17 protein-coding genes are annotated in these 19094 nt (G+C 40.9%); 2 read left to right on the top strand and 15 right to left on the bottom strand.

Annotated elements, in window-relative coordinates; genetic code table 11:
- Positions 1-54 precede the first annotated feature (54 nt).
- From hemL to CSV67_RS01045, 15 genes are all read right to left on the bottom strand, one after another.
- The gene (gene hemL, locus CSV67_RS01115) at positions 55-1350 is read right to left on the bottom strand and encodes a glutamate-1-semialdehyde 2,1-aminomutase (protein ID WP_099629788.1); all 1296 of its coding nucleotides are present in this window, start codon (positions 1348-1350) and stop codon (positions 55-57) included.
- 1 nt (position 1351) lies between these two features.
- Positions 1352-2332, bottom strand: a complete 981-nt coding sequence (gene hemB, locus CSV67_RS01110) for a porphobilinogen synthase (RefSeq protein WP_099629787.1) — start codon at positions 2330-2332, stop codon at positions 1352-1354.
- Positions 2313-3095, bottom strand: coding sequence for a uroporphyrinogen-III synthase (locus CSV67_RS01105; RefSeq protein WP_099629786.1), 783 nt, complete (start codon positions 3093-3095; stop codon positions 2313-2315). The genes hemB and CSV67_RS01105 overlap by 20 nt, the downstream gene beginning before the upstream one ends.
- The gene (gene hemC, locus CSV67_RS01100; RefSeq protein WP_099629785.1) at positions 3088-4017 is read right to left on the bottom strand and encodes a hydroxymethylbilane synthase; all 930 of its coding nucleotides are present in this window, start codon (positions 4015-4017) and stop codon (positions 3088-3090) included. The genes CSV67_RS01105 and hemC overlap by 8 nt, the downstream gene beginning before the upstream one ends.
- 15 nt (positions 4018-4032) lie before the next feature.
- Positions 4033-4863, bottom strand: a complete 831-nt coding sequence (ccsA, locus tag CSV67_RS01095; RefSeq protein WP_099629784.1) for a cytochrome c biogenesis protein CcsA — start codon at positions 4861-4863, stop codon at positions 4033-4035.
- Positions 4864-5084: 221 nt separating this feature from the next.
- Positions 5085-6461 (bottom strand): glutamyl-tRNA reductase, encoded by a 1377-nt coding sequence (hemA, locus tag CSV67_RS01090; RefSeq protein ID WP_099629783.1) that lies wholly within the window; start codon positions 6459-6461, stop codon positions 5085-5087.
- A 129-nt stretch (positions 6462-6590) separates the two neighbouring features.
- Positions 6591-7172 carry a ribosome biogenesis GTP-binding protein YihA/YsxC gene (gene yihA, locus CSV67_RS01085; RefSeq protein ID WP_099629782.1) on the bottom strand — a complete coding sequence of 194 codons (582 nt, stop codon included), beginning with the start codon at positions 7170-7172 and terminating at the stop codon, positions 6591-6593.
- Entirely contained in the window at positions 7169-9490 is a 2322-nt protein-coding gene (gene lon / locus CSV67_RS01080; RefSeq protein ID WP_099629781.1) for an endopeptidase La, read from the bottom strand. The genes yihA and lon overlap by 4 nt, the downstream gene beginning before the upstream one ends.
- A 130-nt stretch (positions 9491-9620) precedes the next feature.
- The gene (gene clpX / locus CSV67_RS01075; protein WP_099629780.1) at positions 9621-10889 is read right to left on the bottom strand and encodes an ATP-dependent protease ATP-binding subunit ClpX; all 1269 of its coding nucleotides are present in this window, start codon (positions 10887-10889) and stop codon (positions 9621-9623) included.
- A gap of 209 nt (positions 10890-11098) precedes the next feature.
- Positions 11099-12385, bottom strand: coding sequence for a trigger factor (gene tig, locus CSV67_RS01070; protein ID WP_099629779.1), 1287 nt, complete (start codon positions 12383-12385; stop codon positions 11099-11101).
- Between the two features lie 244 nt (positions 12386-12629).
- Positions 12630-13595 (bottom strand): tetratricopeptide repeat protein, encoded by a 966-nt coding sequence (locus CSV67_RS01065; RefSeq protein ID WP_099629778.1) that lies wholly within the window; start codon positions 13593-13595, stop codon positions 12630-12632.
- A 78-nt stretch (positions 13596-13673) separates the two neighbouring features.
- Positions 13674-14633 carry a diacylglycerol/lipid kinase family protein gene (locus CSV67_RS01060; protein ID WP_099629777.1) on the bottom strand — a complete coding sequence of 320 codons (960 nt, stop codon included), beginning with the start codon at positions 14631-14633 and terminating at the stop codon, positions 13674-13676.
- A gap of 35 nt (positions 14634-14668) precedes the next feature.
- Entirely contained in the window at positions 14669-15298 is a 630-nt protein-coding gene (locus CSV67_RS01055) for an SIMPL domain-containing protein (RefSeq protein ID WP_099629776.1), read from the bottom strand.
- 411 nt (positions 15299-15709) lie between these two features.
- Positions 15710-16336 (bottom strand): HD domain-containing protein, encoded by a 627-nt coding sequence (locus CSV67_RS01050; RefSeq protein WP_099629775.1) that lies wholly within the window; start codon positions 16334-16336, stop codon positions 15710-15712.
- A gap of 438 nt (positions 16337-16774) precedes the next feature.
- Positions 16775-16975 (bottom strand): peptide-methionine (R)-S-oxide reductase, encoded by a 201-nt coding sequence (locus CSV67_RS01045; RefSeq protein WP_233192534.1) that lies wholly within the window; start codon positions 16973-16975, stop codon positions 16775-16777.
- A 228-nt stretch (positions 16976-17203) separates the two neighbouring features.
- On the opposite strand from CSV67_RS01045, the gene CSV67_RS01040 reads away from it, so the two are divergent.
- Positions 17204-17839 carry a DUF1232 domain-containing protein gene (locus CSV67_RS01040; protein WP_099629773.1) on the top strand — a complete coding sequence of 212 codons (636 nt, stop codon included), beginning with the start codon at positions 17204-17206 and terminating at the stop codon, positions 17837-17839.
- A 23-nt stretch (positions 17840-17862) separates the two neighbouring features.
- Entirely contained in the window at positions 17863-18939 is a 1077-nt protein-coding gene (locus CSV67_RS01035; RefSeq protein ID WP_099629772.1) for an LCP family protein, read from the top strand.
- The last annotated feature ends 155 nt before the right edge of the window (positions 18940-19094 follow it).

Raw genomic sequence — 19094 nt, 5'->3', positions numbered from 1 at the left:
ATAAAAAATGAACATAAAAGCGCCAAGCAATAAAATCTGCTTGACGCTTCAAGATTATCGTTTCAACTTCTCAAACACTGTATGGAAAGCTTCCACAGTCTTCGCGATATGCTCTTCTGTGTGGGCTGCTGACAAGAACATACCTTCAAATTGGGAAGGTGGTAAGAAAATACCTTCTTCTGCCATTAGACGGTAATACTCTGCGAACAGTTCCAAATCGGAAGTTTTCGCTTTATCGTAGTTATTGACACGTTGATCCGTAAAGAAGAACCCGATCATCGAACCAGCACGGTTGACGGTATGTGGAATATTATTAGCTTTCGCTGCTGCGCGGAAACCTTCTTCCAACTGATCGCCAAGCTTGATGAAGTGTTCGTATGTTTTTGGCGTCAACTTTCTCAACGTTTCAATACCTGCCGTCATAGCTAACGGGTTACCAGACAATGTACCCGCTTGATAAATAGTTCCTGCCGGTGCTACATGTTCCATAATCTCGCGAGAACCGCCGTATGCTCCTACAGGCAGTCCACCACCGATAACTTTACCAAGACATGTAAGGTCGGGTTTGACGTTGAAGTGACCTTGTGCACATTTATATCCTACACGGAATCCAGTCATGACTTCATCGAAAATTAATAATGAACCGTTTTCTTCTGTTAACTCACGTAAGCCTTTAAGGAAGCCACTATCCGGTCCTACAACACCCATGTTTCCTGCAACCGGTTCTACAATAATTGCAGCTAGATCGTCTCCATACTCTTTAATGGCCAATTTAACACTTTCCAGATCGTTATACGGGACCGTGATCGTGTTTTGTGCAATCGTTTCAGGCACTCCAGGGCTATCAGGCAAACCTAAAGTAGCAACACCCGAACCTGCTTTAATAAGTAAGGAATCCGCATGCCCGTGATAGCAACCTTCGAATTTAAGGATCTTGTTACGCTTCGTATAGCCACGTGCTAAACGAAGTGCACTCATTGTTGCTTCTGTACCAGAAGACACCATACGTACCATCTCGATGGATGGTACACGGTCGATTACAAGCTCTGCCAATTCATTTTCCAGAAGTGTAGGCGCTCCGAAACTTGTACCTGTTTCAGCTACTTTCTGCATTGCAGATACTACGTCAGGATGTGTGTGTCCTAGGATTAGAGGACCCCAAGATAGAACGTAGTCAATATATTCATTGCCATCGATATCCTTAATAATCGCACCTTTACCACTTTCCATAAAGATCGGATCCATATTAACTGATTTGAAAGCACGCACTGGTGAGTTGACGCCACCTGGCATTAAATCCACTGCTATTTTAAACGCTTCTTCAGATTTCGTATATGTTTTTTGTCCCATATTATTTCTCCTCCAACCAGCGAGCTGCATCTTTTGCATGATATGTCATGATGATATCTGCACCTGCACGCTTCATACTTGTTAATGTTTCTAACACAATTTTCTTCTCGTCTACCCAGCCGTTTAATGCAGCCGCTTTGACCATTGCGTATTCCCCACTGACGTTATATGCCACGACAGGTAGGAGTACATGATTTTTTACGTCGCGAATGATATCGAGATAAGACAATGCTGGCTTAACAATTAAGAAATCTGCGCCTTCAAGAATATCAGATTCCGCTTCACGCATTGCTTCCATACGATTTGCTGGATCCATTTGATACGTTTTACGATCGCCAAATTGTGGTGTGGATTGCGCCGCTTCACGGAATGGACCGTAATAAGCAGACGCATATTTAACTGCATACGACATAATGGGAATGTTTTGGAACCCTGCATCATCTAGCGCTTGACGAATGACCGCTACAAAACCATCCATCATATTCGAAGGTGCAATGATATCCGCTCCCGCTTTTGCTTGACTGACTGCTGTCTTCGCTAGCAGAACGAGACTAGCATCGTTATCTACATCATTGTCGTGAATAACGCCACAGTGACCGTGGTCTGTATACTCGCATAAACAAGTATCCGCTACAACGACCAATTGCGGATGCCGTTCTTTCACTGCACGTGTTGCACGTTGAATGATTCCTTCGTCGTCATATGCTTCAGTACCCGTTGCATCTTTTTCCGAAGGTATGCCGAATAAAATAATAGATGAAATACCTAATTCGACGACTTCATCCGTTTCTTTTAATAATAAATCAATAGAAAACTGATCTACTCCTGGCATAGAAGCGATTGGATTACGCACGTTCTCGCCTTCTGTAACAAAGATAGGATAAATGAAATCCGCTGCTTTAATTTCTGTCTCTCTAACCATCGCTCGAACGGTAGGATGTGTACGAAGTCTACGATGACGCTTAAATTCTATTGGACTCATTTGTGAACTCTCCCTTTCGTTTAGCCAGTTCATGGACTAGCTCGACTAATGTATACGTTTTTGGCTTAACGTGAACAGGCGCACCCACTTTTAACAGTGCGCGTTCCGTAACATGTCCGATCGCGCAAACCGTAAAGCCGAACCATGTTGTTTTCGGGGCAATCCGTGAAGAGAATACTTCCACCGCCGACGGACTTGCGAACAACACGGACACTTGATTTTTATGAAGTATAAAACGACACAATTTATCTATTTCACTCGTTGCACTTTTGGTTTCATAGACTGTCCATTCTGAAACATGAAACGGCAACTCCTCACGAATCAAACTACCAGCAAGAGTACCTTTCAAAAAGACCACGTGTAATCGTTCCGACTCTTTTGGATTAAACTGTTTGACGAAAACATCTGCACTAAACACGCTTGGAATGAAAGATACGGCAAAGCCGAGTCGATCTAACGCTGCCGCTGTTCGAGTTCCGACTGCAGCCACTTTTCCTTTGAACGTATCTGCTGTTACATTGAACCGCAACATTTTTGCACGGAACGCAGCAACTGCTGATTGGCTCGTAAAAATGAGCCAATCAGCTTTCATTGCTTGTTGCAACTTTTGCTGATCAGCCTTCTTTTGTATTTCTCCCACTTCAATTAGAGGAATTGAAACCGGAATGCCACCATACTTTTTCACCAGTTCGGCAGCTTCCGTGGATTTTGGTGTTCCTGTGAAAATAACCGTTTCTCCTGCTAACGGTAAAGCGTTACGCATCCATTTCCGCCTTCACTTTCTCAATTACTTCAGCAGCACCTTGTTCACGTAAAATTTTACTGACTTCTTTACCCACTGCAACAGGATCTGTTCCTTTCACTGTTTCACGGAACACTTGAATTGCATCCGGAGACGCGATGAAACCAGTCATTTCCACTTCATTACCATCAAACTTTGCAAATCCTCCGATTGGTACTTGACAAGAACCATCCATTTCATTAAGGAACGTGCGCTCAGCTTGTAGCTCAATCCATGTGCTCTCATCTGTTAATTTCGCTAGTTCATTTAGTAATTCTGTATCGTCTTCACGACATTCAATCGCTAATGCACCTTGTCCTACTGCTGGAATACAATCTTCGAGCGATAGGTGTTCTGTGACGATGCTGTCATCCCAGCCCATACGCTTAAGTCCTGCCGCAGCCAAGAGGATTGCATCAAATTCACCATCTTGGAGCTTACGTAGACGTGTATCAATATTTCCACGAATCCACTTAATTTCAATATCTGGGCGCAACATCAATAATTGTGAGCTACGACGAAGACTGGATGTTCCAACAACCGCGCCTACTGGTAAATCCATGAAGCGAACATGGTCGTTTGCGATGTAAGCATCACGTGGATCCACACGTTTAGGGATACAGCCGACTGTTAAACCATCTGGAATTACCGCAGGCATATCTTTCATGCTATGTACGGCAAAATCAATTTCTTTATCAAATAATGCTTGCTGGATTTCTTTTACGAATAACCCTTTACCGCCTACTTTTGATAACATGACGTCTAAGATTTGATCGCCCTTCGTCACAATTTCTTTTACTTCAAATTCAAATGGTGCACCTGCTTGCTTCATTTGTTCAATAAACCATTTCGTTTGAGTCAATGCCAGCTTACTTCTACGTGAACCTACAATAATTTTTCTCAAAAAACTCTTCCTTTCTTATATCCATAAATGAAATTGTGACAGCGTGCTGCCCAAAAAGAAATTCACAACCGTTAAAAGAAATGCAAATATCGTCATCCAAGCAAACTCCACTGATTGAAGCTTACCCTTATAGTTGAAATAAATAACCGAAGAATAGATGAGTAATACTGCAAAGGATCCCATAATTTTTACATCAAATAGAGACCAATTCTCAAGCGCTACATACGCCCATTGAACACCGAATAATAAACTGACGAATAAAATCGGGATGCCAGTATAGATCGACATTTTCATTCCCATCATCGTCTGATGCAAATTCGGTAGACTGGAAAAGCGTTTTCCAAATTTCTTACTTTTTAGTACGTTATATACAATCAAATACAATACAGCAAAAACAAATGCTAACGCGAACACTGCATACGAGAGGATTGCTGACGTAATATGGACAAACAGTACTTCCGAAATAAGCGAATCACCAACAGTGGATGCTGTGTATTTCAAATTGGAAAAGACATGAATCATTAAAAATACAAATCCAATGATATTTGTGAAAAACACCATGAAGTTCACTTTATAAATCAACTGGAACACAATAGATAATGTGACCAGTAACCATACATAAAAATAGATTCCTTCAACTAGCGATAATACTGGAAAGCGCTTCATCTGAATTATATAAAGAGATAAAATCGCGGTTTGTGTAACCCAGACGGTAACGATAAGCCAAAAAGCAGTACGATGAACAACTTTTGACTTCTTCAAGTAATCAATTAAGTAAAAAACAAGACCGAGGGCATAAAGAACAATCATGACTTCCTGAAGTCTTGCGACGGTTAAATCAACCATATGCTATTCTCTGCCTTTCAAGCGAAAACCTCTCTTTTGATAGTAAGGAGTGTTCGTCTATATTGTCTCAAATGAGAGGGTGTTACTGCAAATAATTGCATCCATAATAAGCATCTTTCTACTAGTTTACCGAATATTTATGCATGTATTGCCTATTTAACTGCAATAAAAAAGTGGGCCTGTATCATTCTTGTGAAAGACAGATACAGAACCACCTGGGATTAGTGTTGATAATGTAAGTTCGTCACATCCACACCATCTGATTTTCGATCAGCGCGCTTTTGAAGACGTTCTTTTGCTTGTAATGCCAGCTGTTCCTTTTCTGTTACGACATCTTCAGAAATTCCAAAGATTTGTTCGAAAAGAGCGAGTTTCTCTGCTGCTTTTTTATCAGTAGATAATTCTTTAGCCTGTAAAATAGGTTCTTTTAACAATTGATTAATAATGGATTTTGTATGCTTGTTCAGCACTTTCTTTTCACGTTCGGTTAAATCGGGCATTTTATTTTCGATACTCTGCATCGTTTCGCTCTGAATACGACTTGCTTTCTTGCGTAATGCAGAAATCATTGGCACGACACCAAGCGTTGTTAACCAATCCTTAAAGGCAACTACTTCCTGTTCGATCATCAGACCGATCTCTTCAGCTGCACGCTTACGTTCAGCCAAATTTGCTTCGACAATGCCTTGTAGATCATCGATATCATACAAGAATACATTGCTTAGTTCACCGATTTTCGGATCAAGATCACGTGGCACAGCGATATCCACCATGAATAACGGCTTGCCTTTACGTAGTTTCTCTACAAAATCCATCAATTCATAATCAATGACATATTCAGTAGCACCAGTAGAGCTGATTAAAACATCTGCTTCTAGTAATAAGCATTGCAACTCTTGCATAGATTTCGCTTCACCATTAAATTTCGCCGCTAGAATTTCTGCTTTGGAGAATGTTCGGTTGATTACAGTAATCTTCCCAACACCGCTTCCTTGCAAGTTCTTAACTGCTAATTCACCCATCGTACCTGCACCAAGAATCGCAATATGCTTATCCTTGAGTGAACCGAAAATCTTTCTTCCGAGTTCTACTGCTGCATAGGAAACTGACACAGCATTTTCACCAATTGCTGTATCGGTATGTGCTCTTTTTGCTGTCGTAATCGCTTGCTTGAACAATTCGTTGAATACGGTACCAGTTGTACCAATATTTTGCGCAGCGAAAAAACTACTACGAACTTGTCCTAATATTTGCGTTTCCCCAAGTACCATGGAATCAATGCCTGCAGTTACACGTAATAAATGTTCCACTGCACCATCTTCTTCATGAATGATCAAGTGACTCGAAAAGTCCTCCATGGGAATAGAAAACCAATCGGCTAGGAATCTTTTTATATAATATCGTCCTGTATGAATCTGATCCACCACCGCATAGATTTCTGTGCGGTTACAAGTAGAAATAATGATGTTTTCCAAGATGCTCTTTTGCTGTTGCAATGTTTGCATCGCTTGTGGCAAATCAGCCTCGACGAATGATAGCTTCTCTCTAATTTCGACAGGGGCGGTTCGGTGGTTAACACCGACAACGACTGTATACATTAGGTGCTCACACCTTTCGGAATCATTTTCTTATACTCATTATAACATACATAGCGCTTTAGTCGGAATGCAAATTGTGAACATCGTTTGAAGTCATAATGTAACAATTCGATAAAATTAGATCGTTACTTACATGCGACTTTCAATTTCATGCCATGCTTCATCCATCCCAATACCCTTTTCAGAGGAAAATAGGATGAGCGGCTCGTGTATCTCCATGTTAAATGTTGTACGAACGATTTTCTTATGCTTCTCCCATTTACCTTTAGGTATTTTATCTGCTTTTGTCGCTATGACAATCGTCGGGATATTGTAATGAGAAAGGAAATCATGCATCATGCAGTCATCTTTTGTCGGTGGGTGACGTAAATCAACAATCTGCACTACCGCACGCAATTCTTCTCGTGATGTAATGTACTGTTCGATCATACCGCCCCATTTTTCTTTTTCAGTTTTCGACACTTTGGCGTAACCGTACCCCGGTACGTCAACAAAAAATAATTTTTCCTCAATCTTATAGAAATTGAGCGTTTGAGTCTTTCCTGGCTTTGAAGATGTACGCGCCAAACTTTTACGCCCAATCATTTTATTAATAAAGGAAGATTTCCCTACATTCGAGCGGCCGGCCAACGCAAATTCAGGATAACCTTCTGTTGGATATTGTTCAGGACGAACCGCACTCATAATCATTTCTACGTTATGGACTTTCATTTCTTTTCCTCCAAAGCGATATCGAGTACTTCATGAGCATCCGACACGAGTTTAAATGTCAATTCTTTTCTTACACTATCTGGAATATCATCTAGATCACGTTCATTATCTGACGGGATGATAATTGTTCGCAATCCTGCACGATGCGCACTCAGCGTTTTTTGTTTTAGTCCACCAATTGGCAATACACGTCCACGCAGTGTCACTTCCCCTGTCATACCGACTTCACGGCGAATCGGGCGTTCCGTCAATGCGGATACTAGTGCCGTTACGATCGTTATACCCGCGGAAGGTCCATCTTTTGGCGTGGCGCCTTCAGGAACGTGAATATGAATATCCCATTTTTCATGGAAATCAGGATCTATTTGAAATGTCATGGCTTTGGAACGCACATAGGACAAAGCGGTTTGTGCGGATTCCTTCATAACATCCCCAAGTTTCCCTGTCAGTAATAACTTACCTTTACCTGGAGATAATGAAACTTCAATTTGCAATGTATCTCCACCCACAGATGTATAGGCTAGCCCAGTTGCCATACCTACTTGATTGACTGTTTCTGCCTGTCCAAAACGGAAACGCTTTTTGCCAAGTAAGGCTTCTAAAGATTTCGGACTCACTGTTAGACTTTTTTTATCACCTGCTAGAATTTGACGCGCGGCTTTACGACAAATGCTGGCAATTTCTCGCTCAAGTGAACGGACACCAGCTTCACGTGTATAGTAACGTACGACTTCGAGAACTGCTTCTTCCTGGAAACGAAGTTGTGACTTCTTGAGGCCGTGTTCTTTCATCTGTTTCGGAATCAAATGATTGATCGCAATCGATTGTTTTTCCTGTTCTGTATAACCGGGAATCGAAATGATTTCCATACGGTCACGCAATGGACCGGGAATAGCCCCCAGATCATTTGAAGTCGCAATGAATAAAACACTCGAAAGGTCATACGGCTCTTCTATATAATGATCACTAAAAGTACTGTTTTGTTCAGGATCCAGTACTTCCAGCATAGCAGACGATGGATCTCCTCGGAAATCATTAGACATTTTATCGATTTCATCGAGTAAGAAGACTGGGTTGACAGTGCCGGCCTTTTTCATACTTTGGATAATACGCCCAGGCATCGCGCCTACATACGTTCGACGATGACCACGTATTTCAGATTCATCACGGACACCACCTAGAGATAGGCGGACAAATTCACGTCCTAGTGACTCCGCAATAGAACGGGCCAAAGAAGTTTTACCCACTCCTGGTGGACCATCTAAGCAAAGAATCGGACCACGCAGAGAATTTGTCATCTGACGCACCGCGAGATACTCTAGAATTCGCTCTTTAACGTTTTCCAATCCTTCATGATCACGATTCAAAATCTTTTCTGACCGAGACAAATCTAGTTGATCTTCTGTCGCATGAGTCCATGGCAACATAATGAGCCACTCAATATAATTACGAATAATGCCACTTTCAGCTGAAGCGGAAGGAATCTTTTCATAACGTTCCAACTCGCGCTCTGCTGTCTCTCTAACAGATTGCGGCATATTCGCTTCTTCAATTTTCTTTTTTAGTTCGGACACTTCAAGACCTTTACCATCTTTATCGCCTAGCTCTGTTTGAATCGCCTTTAATTGTTCGCGTAAATAAAACTCTTTTTGCGTGCGTTCCATTGCATCTTTCACGCGTTCATTAATTTTTTGTTCTAGCTCCATGATTTCCTGTTCATTATACATTCGACTGATTAGCCATTCCAAACGTTCAGGCACGTCCAGTATTTCAAGCACTTCTTGTTTTGCTGTTAATTTTAACGGCAAGTTTGATGCGATCATATCTGCTAACCTACCGGGTTCTTGAATGCTTTCAACCGTCTCCAGTGTTTCGTCGGAAATTCTTTTGCTGTTCTTCGCATATCGTTTGAACTGTGCAACAAGTGAACGCATTAGCGCTTCTGCTTCCGCGTCTTTTTCTTCGCTTTCTTTATAACATGTGACATTGACAACTGGATACAGGTCAGCTTCTTGGTAACTGCTCCACGCTGCTCTATGTATGCCTTCGATTAATACACGATACGTACCATTTGGTAATTGAGTCATTGATTTGATAGTCGCCAGTGTACCTATTTCATATAAATCATCTATTTCAGGGTTTTCCAAGCCTAGATCTTTCTGAGTTGCAAGGAAAATTTGACTATCACCTGCTAATGAATGTTCAATAGCGAAAACCGAGCGTTCACGGCCTACATCAATATGTAATAGCATCGTCGGATAAACAATCACTCCGCGAAGTGGCAATAATGGGATGTTCTGTTTTTGAATCGTCGGCATGAATAGCCACCTCCAAATAAGTTATGTATATGTATGTATAATGCGTAAATAAAATCCTATGTAAGAAAAGGCCGACTGCCGAACGTATAAGATACGCATCGGTGGAGCCGGCCCTTTTGCCTTTTCGGCGTTATGCGGTATTTTTTTCGTTATCTGATTCGTATACAGATCCGTCTTCTCGGTGCAAGATCGGAGTAGACTTACCAAGAACAGAGTCCTTCGTAATGATACATTTCTTCACTTCTTCAAGTGAAGGTAGATCGTACATTACATCCAACATGATATTTTCAATAATGGAACGAAGTCCACGTGCACCCGTTTTACGAGCAATCGCTTCTTTTGCGATTTCGATCAATGCATCATCTTCAAATTGAAGATCTACATCATCAAGTTCGACCATCTTCTGGTATTGTTTGACGATCGCATTTTTGGGCTCTGTTAGAATTTGATACAATGTATCTGCATCTAATGTATCGAGCGTTGCGATTACCGGCAAACGACCAATAAATTCTGGAATTAAACCGTATGATTGAAGATCCTCAGGAATCAATTTAGCCAATAGGCTATCTTCTTCATTGATTTCTTGCTTGGATTCAGAACCAAAGCCGATGACTTTACGTCCGATACGGCGTTTAACGATATCTTCAATTCCATCAAATGCTCCACCTACAACGAATAAGATATTCGTTGTGTCGATTTGCAAGAACTCTTGATGAGGATGCTTACGGCCGCCTTGTGGTGGAACGCTCGCAACCGTTCCTTCAAGAATCTTCAGCAAGGCTTGTTGCACACCTTCACCCGATACGTCACGAGTAATCGACGCGTTCTCAGATTTACGAGCTACCTTGTCGATTTCATCAATGTAGATAATACCTTTTTCAGCTTTATCGATATCGAAGTCTGCTGCTTGAATTAATTTCAAGAGAATATTCTCTACGTCTTCCCCGACGTATCCTGCTTCAGTTAATGAAGTCGCATCTGCAATCGCAAATGGCACATCCAAAATACGAGCCAACGTTTGTGCCAGTAATGTTTTACCGCTACCAGTTGGACCGATTAAGACGATGTTGGATTTAGCTAGCTCGACATCATCAATTTTACTGCTTGAATTTACCCGTTTGTAATGATTGTACACTGCTACAGCGAGTGATTTCTTTGCGCGATCTTGCCCGATGATATAGTCATCGAGGATACCTTGGATTTCTCTTGGTTTCGGAACATCTTTTAGCTCGAAGCCTTCTTCAAGACCTACTTCCTCTTCCACGATTTCCGCACAAAGTTCAACGCATTCATCACAAATATAAACACCTTGACCTGCTACCAATTTGCGGACTTGCTCTTGAGATTTCCCACAAAAAGAACAGCTAAGGTTATCGTTTTCATCATTAAATTTGAACATTATGCTCACCCCTATTCAAGTCAATATACTACAAGATTACCATGACTTAATCAACTATTTAGAACTTAATGACCGATTACAACCAGCCAGATATGTATGGTTATTTGTGTTCTAGCTTGTGGAGTTTCCGGAAGACTATACATGAGTTCTTTTATTTAAGAAAAACAAGGTACGGACAACCCGTACCTTGTTGCGTTCATATAGAAAGATTAGTCGATGATTTTTGCGTTGTCAACAAGTAGTTGTACTGTTTTATTGAAACGAAGGTCGTTCTCCAGTACAGATGTACCACCAAGAGTAGTCTTGATTTGCTCAACGTCCATACCGAATTGCTCAGACATTTTTTCAAGCTCAGCTTGTACTTCTTCTTCTGGCACTTCTACTTCTTCAGCAGCGCCGATTGCTTCAAGTGTCAATGAAACGCGTACGCGGCTTAGTGCGTCGTCTTTCATCTGATCACGAAGTGTTTGCTCGTCTTGACCAGAGAACTGGAAGTAAAGATCCAAGTTCATGCCTTGCATTTGTAGACGTTGTTCGAAGTCCTGCATCATACGATCCGTTTCTGAATCGATCATCGCTTGTGGAATGTCCATTTCAGCGTTGCTTGCAGCTTGTTCTACTAAATCGTCACGAAGTGCTGTTTCAGAATCATTCTTTTTCAGTTCTTCAGCTTCTTCTTTCAACTTCGTGCGTAACTCTTCAACAGAAGATACACTCTCGTCGATTTCTTTTGCCAACTCATCATCAAGTTCAGGAACTTCTTTAGACTTGATTTCGTTCACTTTTACTTTGAATGTAGCAGGCTTTCCAGCTAATTCAGCAGCATGGTATTCTTCAGGGAAAGTGATTTCAATTTCTTTTTCTTCTCCTGTTTTCATGCCTACTACTTGCTCTTCAAATCCTGGAATAAATGAACCAGAACCTACTACAAGTTCGTAGTTTTCTGACTGTCCACCTTCAAAAGCTTCACCATCAGCGAATCCTTCGAAATCGATTGTAGCTGTATCGCCGTCTTCCACAACGCCATCTTCTTTGACTACCATTTCTGCTAGTGCTTCAGTACGTTGTTGAAGCTGTGCGTCTACCTCCTCGTCTGTTACTTCAACTGCTTGACGAGTTACTTCAAGACCTTTATAATCTCCAAGCTTTACTTCTGGCTTAAGCGCTACAATTGCAGTGAAAACAACAGGCTCGCCTTTTTCTAGCTTTTCAATGTCGATTTCAGGAGCTGCGATTGGATCTACGTCCGCTTCGTCTACTGCAGCAGAATATGCTCCAGGTAGTACGATATCGATAGCATCGTTGTAAAGTGATTCTTCACCGTACATTTTATTGAACATTTTGCGTGGCATTTTCCCTTTACGGAATCCAGGTGCCTGTACTTTCTTTACTACTTTTTTGAACGCTTCATCTAATGCTTCGTTGAAACGATCTACGGAAACTTCAAACGTAAGTTTCCCTTCGCTACCCTCTAATTTTTCCCATTTAACTGTCATATGTATGACCTCCAAATCATTTGCAATACTTTTATTTTTATTTTAATCAATTATACCTTCGCATGATTGTATCTGAATTTTTTCTGTACATCCTAAAAAATCTTCGACACTCTTTGAAGGCTTTACCTGAATCGGCTCAATTTGTTCCGCCTGTAAGAAGCGACAACACTGCTGAGGACAGGTAAGCAGTTGACAACCATTTTAGTATAACATAGTCTATTCATCTTTCAAGAATTAATCACTGTCAACGCTCCATTTCTTCATCCACCGAACGTATGAACGATAGCAATGAAGAATCCTCCGTCTGCTTACCATATAATAACTGCTTTGTATACGCAACATACGCGCTGGCTACCTCTTCCGCTGTGTAAGGCCCCCAGTGGAATGGAAACAGTAAGACACTGTACTTAAGGATCAGATTGACAACCAGTTCACTAGCCGTAGGATCTTTTTCAAATTGCGCTTTTGCGAGAAACTGCACTTCCTGAACAAATTGATCTTCTTCGGGTGAAACTAGTCTCGATGGATTAGCTTTTGTTTCAAAGTGGTATTTCCGTACAGCTAGTGACTCTTGATAGCCTATTTGTTGCAATAACATCAACGCATAGGTCTTCACAACAGGTAACGCTTCCTTTGTTTCAATTACATCTACTAACACTGGAATATACGGTTGTAATTTCTGATGTTGCAATGAAAGTAAGAATTCCTGTTGCTCCATCGGTCCCATTTGGTGAAATTGCTCGCTTGTAATAGAAGGCTCCTCAATAGAAGGTTCTTCATAACGATCAGATAATCGACTATTCAATTCTCGCAAGTATTGAAACTTCTGCAAGCTATATTCTGGAATGATTTCTTTCTCCAACAGACCTTGTATCGTCAGCTCTACCTCATCGTATTGCTGTAATTGGATCGAAATCGAAAGATAAAGCTCAAGTAATTCTATGTAATCGCCAGCTTGGTTTTGCATAGCAAGAAGTGCGAATTCTTTTGCTCGTTCATATTCTTTCATTTCATATAAAGAAATAGCCAAACCATCAAAAACTGTGTAATCTTCTGGATCAATTTCTAATACAGATTCGAAATTCCGTGCCGCTTCTTCATGAAGGTCACGTTCCAATGCCTGTCTACCTTCACGATGAAGACGTTCGAGTGTTCCAGGAAAGACGACCACATTCCCTATTCTAATGACTTTTCTGTGCTTTTTTTGCACCGTAATCACCTGCCCGCTTTGTTACTTTCACTATAGCACAGCATTCTAAACCGATTCCACCTTGACACCATGACGCGATTACACTATCGATTTATCCGCTACAAACCACTTACGCTGATCGACTTCGCAAATGACAGACTGGTTTGTAGTTGTCCCAATATATTCCCCGTCGGTATGACAACCTACTACTCGATCCGTTTCAATAATGAATTGGTCACTTTTATAAGTAGAAACTCCTTTTAACTTCGTATGGCTTCCATTGAATACCGTTAAAAATACTGCAAGAAATTTGAGCACAGAAATAGAGTGGATGATTGTCAGCTCAAACTCTCCATCATCATAAATAGAATGAGGAGAAATTTTCATACCGCCACCGTAGTATTTTTGATTGCTGACAGTGATCATCCAGACATTCTCAAATATCCGTGTATCCGAGTCCATTTGAATGGTCGCGTTAAATGGTTTGAAGGCTAATAAACTGCGCGCTACGGTCAGTGCATACACTATGCTACCAAGCTTCCATTTATTTAGCGTCTTTTTAATAGTAGATTGTCCAACTGCCAATGAAATATCTGCATCTAAGCCGAAACCACAGTTGCTTGCAAAATAACGTTGATGTGAGGCGCTCAATTTCACGGAGCCAAAGTCTACAGTTTTTCTATTAGCCGGTTCGATTGCGATATAAGATTCCACTTCCTGCAAACTATTAAATGCTGGAAACGTCCTTGCGAAATCATTACCGGACCCCGCTTTCATGACCCCGACTGTTACATGAGGATAACCTGCAACACCATTTAGCACTTCATGGATTGTCCCATCCCCGCCTATTACGATGATCAATAATGACACAGTGGTTTGTTTAGCAAGTCGCCATGCAAGTTCTTCCGCATGATTACGTCGCTCGGTCAGATGAAATGGATAGCTGGTATTCAGTCGCAAGTTTGCCCACAACTTGGCCCCTTTACCATCTCCAGCTTGTTCATTAATGATGAAATGTACATCCATACGGACCGCCTCTTTCAAAAGCCTTTTCATCATAGTAGCAGACTGCCCATTAACTTACTAGATCATTGTCAGACTATTTGATATTTCACTTGCAGGCTTGCGCTGATCGTAATCGTACCCGACTCGATGGGTGTTCTACCGGCATCTGCCATAGCCATCGCGCGGAACGCTACTGGTTGAGATGTATGCTGCTCTTCAACCTTTAATGGAATTGGCCGGTTCTGTAATTTCAACGAAGTTCCAATCGTAATCATTTTAGTCTCTGCATCTTGCAAGGCTAGCACCAGCGCTTGCTGATATTGTTCTTCTTGATCGGGCATCGTGAATTCGATCGATCCAATTTGATTCGCACCATTTTTGACCGCAAGATCAACCAGTTCACCTGTTCGTGAAAGTTCGTTACTTGTAATGCGGATGGAATTAATCACTTCATACCCTTGAAAGCGCTGTTCTCCATTCACGTATTCATAGACTGGACGAATTTGAAAATCAATCGTTTGAATGGATGTTTCTGCAATACCCGCTTTTTGTAGCGACTGGATTACTTGATTCATGCGTCTAGCGTTTTCTCGCTGGATTTCTCCGAGTTCGGTTCCTCTTGACACTACAGATAATACAATATGAACCGTACTAGGCGAGACTTTCACTGCCCCTTCACCAAATACAGTTATCATTCGTGTTTCCTGTTCTTTAAACATATAGAACACTCTCCCTTTTACAGTATTATCATTTCTATGCAGCACTCGAACCAATTTATACCCATTTTTGTTTACTCACGCACTTGAACGTGTAAAAATACTTAATCCCAAACGTAAAGTAACTGGCCTAGGGGGTCTTATGAGTGAAAATGTAAAACAATTCGTCCAATCCAAACAAAAAAGCTCCCGATCCATTATGACCGATGAGCTCTGAATATTCGTTTCAGTATTAAAATGTGATGAATCCTTTTTGTACTGCGAATCCACCTAATGTAAACAAGGCGATGACAACGAGTGTAATGATGAATAATCGATTATTTCTGTCCAAGACGTCACCTTTTTCTCTATCGGATAAATTATTATTAGTTACCTCATTCTATCCTAGCGAGTTCAGAATTAGCAATCTATTTTTCAATCAACTTCTTTCCGTAGTTGCTGTAAAAAACTTACCATGAATTCATGTCGTTCTTTTGCCAAACGCGTACCTTCCTTTGTGACCATCAATTCGCTAAGTAATAATAACTTCTCGTGAAAATGTGTAACGGTAGCCGTTTCCTTTATACGGTATTCTGACTCAGACATATCCATTCGAGCTTCTTCTTGTTGATCGTACAGTTTCCTGCCGCGTGCCCCGCCAAATGCAAATGCCCGCGCAATGCCGACCGCGCCTATGGCATCCAAACGATCAGCATCTCTGACAATTGCGCCTTCAATGGATGTAATATCTTTTGCATTGCCACCACTGAATGAAACACTTTCAATCGCGGACATCACATTGTCTGCAATCTGTGGTGACGCACCTATTTTTTCAAGCAACTCTTTCGTAGTGACTTCATGCATCTCTTCATATTTTGCATCTTCTACATCATGCAATAGAACTGCTAAACGGACGACTAGTTCATCAGCACTGGGTTCTGTCGCTAAAATTTTCTCTGCATTTTTCATTACACGATCAATATGATCAAGATCATGACTCGCATCAAATTTATTATAAATACCTTTAACTTCCATTCTACATTTCGCTATCATTTCTTGCATTGAATCCCTTCCCCTCTTTTCCATTAGTTATATGCGAATACAGCCCAGAAAATCAGTTCTTTTCCTGACGAATGAAATTCATTTCGTTGAATTACCGAGACAAATCGTTACAGTCATCCCAATGTTAAAGCAGAATTTACTGGGGCTTCGTATTCTCACCATAATTGAGTTTAACATGCATACCGATGTTTTAAATACTTATACTGCCTTGTCGTACTATATGCTGTGTAGGCAACCCTATCAATCCTTTTTCCATGTCTTCAATGATCCATGCAAGTTATTCCATTCAGCAACAGCACGGCTTCTACATACAGCTTGTCGTGTTAGTCCACGATTTGCTATATTAATCATGTTAAAAAGAAAAGAAAGCCACTGCCGCTCGCCTTTCCTTCTATTGTATTCGTCGTTTATTATTTTACGTAAATTGTCAGATAGACTTTAGCTACCATTTCTTTTAAGCGGTGCAAATTCAATCGATGCACTGTTAATACAGTACCGTAATCCCCTGTGATCTTTTGGTCCATCTTCGAATATATATCCCAAATGCCTATCACCTGCAAAACTTCTCACTTCAGTTCGGATCCTATTGAAACTTTTTTCTATATGTTCCGTCATTACTTCCGGAACGATTGGCTGCATGATACTTGGCCAACCGCACTGAGGGCCATACTGATCAGAACGTGAAAATAACCATACGATAAAGCCTATGGATTGTGATTCGGTCAAGCTTTACTATAATTAGCGACAGACGTTTTTCGACAAAAAAAGATCCTTGCTTATAACCGTTGACAATTTGCCAACAAACATTTATTATTTTGAGAGAAGTACATATTTTTACTGGTGTAGTAGAATTGGAGGGGTAGTGTCATGTCAGAAAGTAGTCTTGGTCTGTCTGTCGGGCAGTTGTTGCGTGATGTTTTAGAAGATCGTTCATTGTCCATGCGCAAACTAAGCGAGCTTACAGATATTGACACTTCAACCATCTCCAGAATCATTAATGAAAAGCGCAAAGCAACACTGGATCATTTAGAGAAATTCGCAATAATTTTAGAAATTCCATTAGCCAAGTTACTTCACGCGGCAGGCTATCCGGTTGATCATAAACATGTGATCCATTCTACATACGATGAAACGATTCAACAACTGGTCGAAACATCAGAACTTCTATCTGCGGATATCTCTATTGAAAAAGTCGAACATCAACTTGCAAGTTACGAAGCATATGTTCAAAGCACTGAAGGAAGAGAAAGAATTCTACATGACTTCGATAACAAGTTAAAACTGGCTGGCGGAGTAGGTCCATTCGTCGATCAAATGAAAGAATTATTTACACGGTTTAAAATGCAAGATGTTGCAAAACGTGATCTAGCCATTATCGGCAGCGCATTATTATACTTTATCATTCCTGTAGATGTCATCCCGGACTACATTTTTGCGGTCGGGTATCTAGATGATGCGATCGCGGTCCAAATTGCTTCAAGCGTACTAACAAAGAATTCATAATTAAATGAGTAGGTGTGACATTAATGGAAAACAGAGAGACTGGAAAGCGTCGTAAGAAAAAACTTAAAAGAAAATATAAACGGTTAATATTCATGGTATTCACTTTGCTACTGTTAGCGGGTGGCGGATACGTCGCTGCACAATATTCAAACGGCTTATCGTTTGCGAGCGGCGGCAAAACAAATGAAATACATACAGAACTTAGCGACAGTAGTAATACTTTTTCTACTAGCGATTCCGCTTTTGACGACTTTGAAGGTGGCGAATCACAATTTGGAGAAATTAACGTATTGTTGATCGGTGATGATGCGAGAGGCGACGAAGATGACACTCGTTCAGACGCTTTGATGATCGGTCACTACGATCAAACAACAAACAAAGTGAAATTAATCTCGTTGATGCGTGATATATACGTCGATATTCCGGGTCACGGTATGGAAAAGATCAATGCCGCTTATGCACTTGGAGGACCTGAATTAGTACGACAAACGATCAAGCAAAATTTTGATGTTGATGTACAATATTATGCGATTGTTAATTTCGAAGGTTTCTCAAAAATCGTCGATGTCATCGCTCCTGACGGTATTGAAGTCGATATTCCATATGAGATGTCACACGGCCTAGGTTTAACTCTCTATCCCGGACAACAAAAATTGAACGGGGATCAATTACTCGGTTACGTACGATTCCGCCACGACATCCACAGTGATTACGGTCGCGTGCAACGTCAACAAGAAGCGTTAGGGAAACTAAAAGACGAAGCGATGAGTTTACAGACACTCGTCAATATACCGAAATTAATGGGCGTTATTGATCCATACATTGATACGAACATCGACAGTAAAACGATCTTTACAATTGCTAAAGGTATGTTGACTGGTGGAAAGGATAACGAAATGGAATCACTGCGTATTCCGGTAGAAGGATCATTTGGGGACTTGCGCACAGAAGTTGGTGCTGTTCTCGAGATTAACCTAGAACAAAACAAACAAGCATTACGCGAGTTTTTATCAGTAGAGGATGAATCAGTAAACGACGAAAGTGAACAATATGGAGAATATGCAACAGATCCTGAAGATAGTCAAAATCAACAATACTAGAACGATATAATCTCACAGAAATATAAGCTGTTCCAGTCATTCAACCGACCGGAACAGCTTATTTTTACATTGTCAATACTAATTTCCCCATCGTCTTTCTACTTTGCAATTGCCGCTGTACTTCTGTTGCTACTTCCAAATCAAATGTACCACCT

The organism is Sporosarcina sp. P2, assembly GCF_002743255.1.
Taxonomy (GTDB): Bacteria; Bacillota; Bacilli; order Bacillales_A; family Planococcaceae; genus Sporosarcina.
The sequence above is the reverse complement of the archived record's forward strand: the minus strand, read 5'-3'. Positions and strand labels throughout refer to the sequence as shown.

What these genes read in the sequence shown, in the direction of transcription:
- hemL (WP_099629788.1), bottom strand. Translation starts at nt 1,350, where the DNA reads ATGGGACAAAAAACATATACGAAATCTGAAGAAGCGTTTAAAATAGCA.
- hemB (WP_099629787.1), bottom strand. Translation starts at nt 2,332, where the DNA reads ATGAGTCCAATAGAATTTAAGCGTCATCGTAGACTTCGTACACATCCT.
- CSV67_RS01105 (WP_099629786.1), bottom strand. Translation starts at nt 3,095, where the DNA reads ATGCGTAACGCTTTACCGTTAGCAGGAGAAACGGTTATTTTCACAGGA.
- ccsA (WP_099629784.1), bottom strand. Translation starts at nt 4,863, where the DNA reads ATGGTTGATTTAACCGTCGCAAGACTTCAGGAAGTCATGATTGTTCTT.
- hemA (WP_099629783.1), bottom strand. Translation starts at nt 6,461, where the DNA reads ATGTATACAGTCGTTGTCGGTGTTAACCACCGAACCGCCCCTGTCGAA.
- yihA (WP_099629782.1), bottom strand. Translation starts at nt 7,172, where the DNA reads ATGAAAGTCCATAACGTAGAAATGATTATGAGTGCGGTTCGTCCTGAA.
- lon (WP_099629781.1), bottom strand. Translation starts at nt 9,490, where the DNA reads ATGCCGACGATTCAAAAACAGAACATCCCATTATTGCCACTTCGCGGA.
- clpX (WP_099629780.1), bottom strand. Translation starts at nt 10,889, where the DNA reads ATGTTCAAATTTAATGATGAAAACGATAACCTTAGCTGTTCTTTTTGT.
- tig (WP_099629779.1), bottom strand. Translation starts at nt 12,385, where the DNA reads ATGACAGTTAAATGGGAAAAATTAGAGGGTAGCGAAGGGAAACTTACG.
- CSV67_RS01060 (WP_099629777.1), bottom strand. Translation starts at nt 14,633, where the DNA reads ATGATGAAAAGGCTTTTGAAAGAGGCGGTCCGTATGGATGTACATTTC.
- CSV67_RS01055 (WP_099629776.1), bottom strand. Translation starts at nt 15,298, where the DNA reads ATGTTTAAAGAACAGGAAACACGAATGATAACTGTATTTGGTGAAGGG.
- CSV67_RS01050 (WP_099629775.1), bottom strand. Translation starts at nt 16,336, where the DNA reads ATGCAAGAAATGATAGCGAAATGTAGAATGGAAGTTAAAGGTATTTAT.
- CSV67_RS01045 (WP_233192534.1), bottom strand. Translation starts at nt 16,975, where the DNA reads ATGCAGCCAATCGTTCCGGAAGTAATGACGGAACATATAGAAAAAAGT.
- CSV67_RS01040 (WP_099629773.1), top strand. Translation starts at nt 17,204, where the DNA reads ATGTCAGAAAGTAGTCTTGGTCTGTCTGTCGGGCAGTTGTTGCGTGAT.
- CSV67_RS01035 (WP_099629772.1), top strand. Translation starts at nt 17,863, where the DNA reads ATGGAAAACAGAGAGACTGGAAAGCGTCGTAAGAAAAAACTTAAAAGA.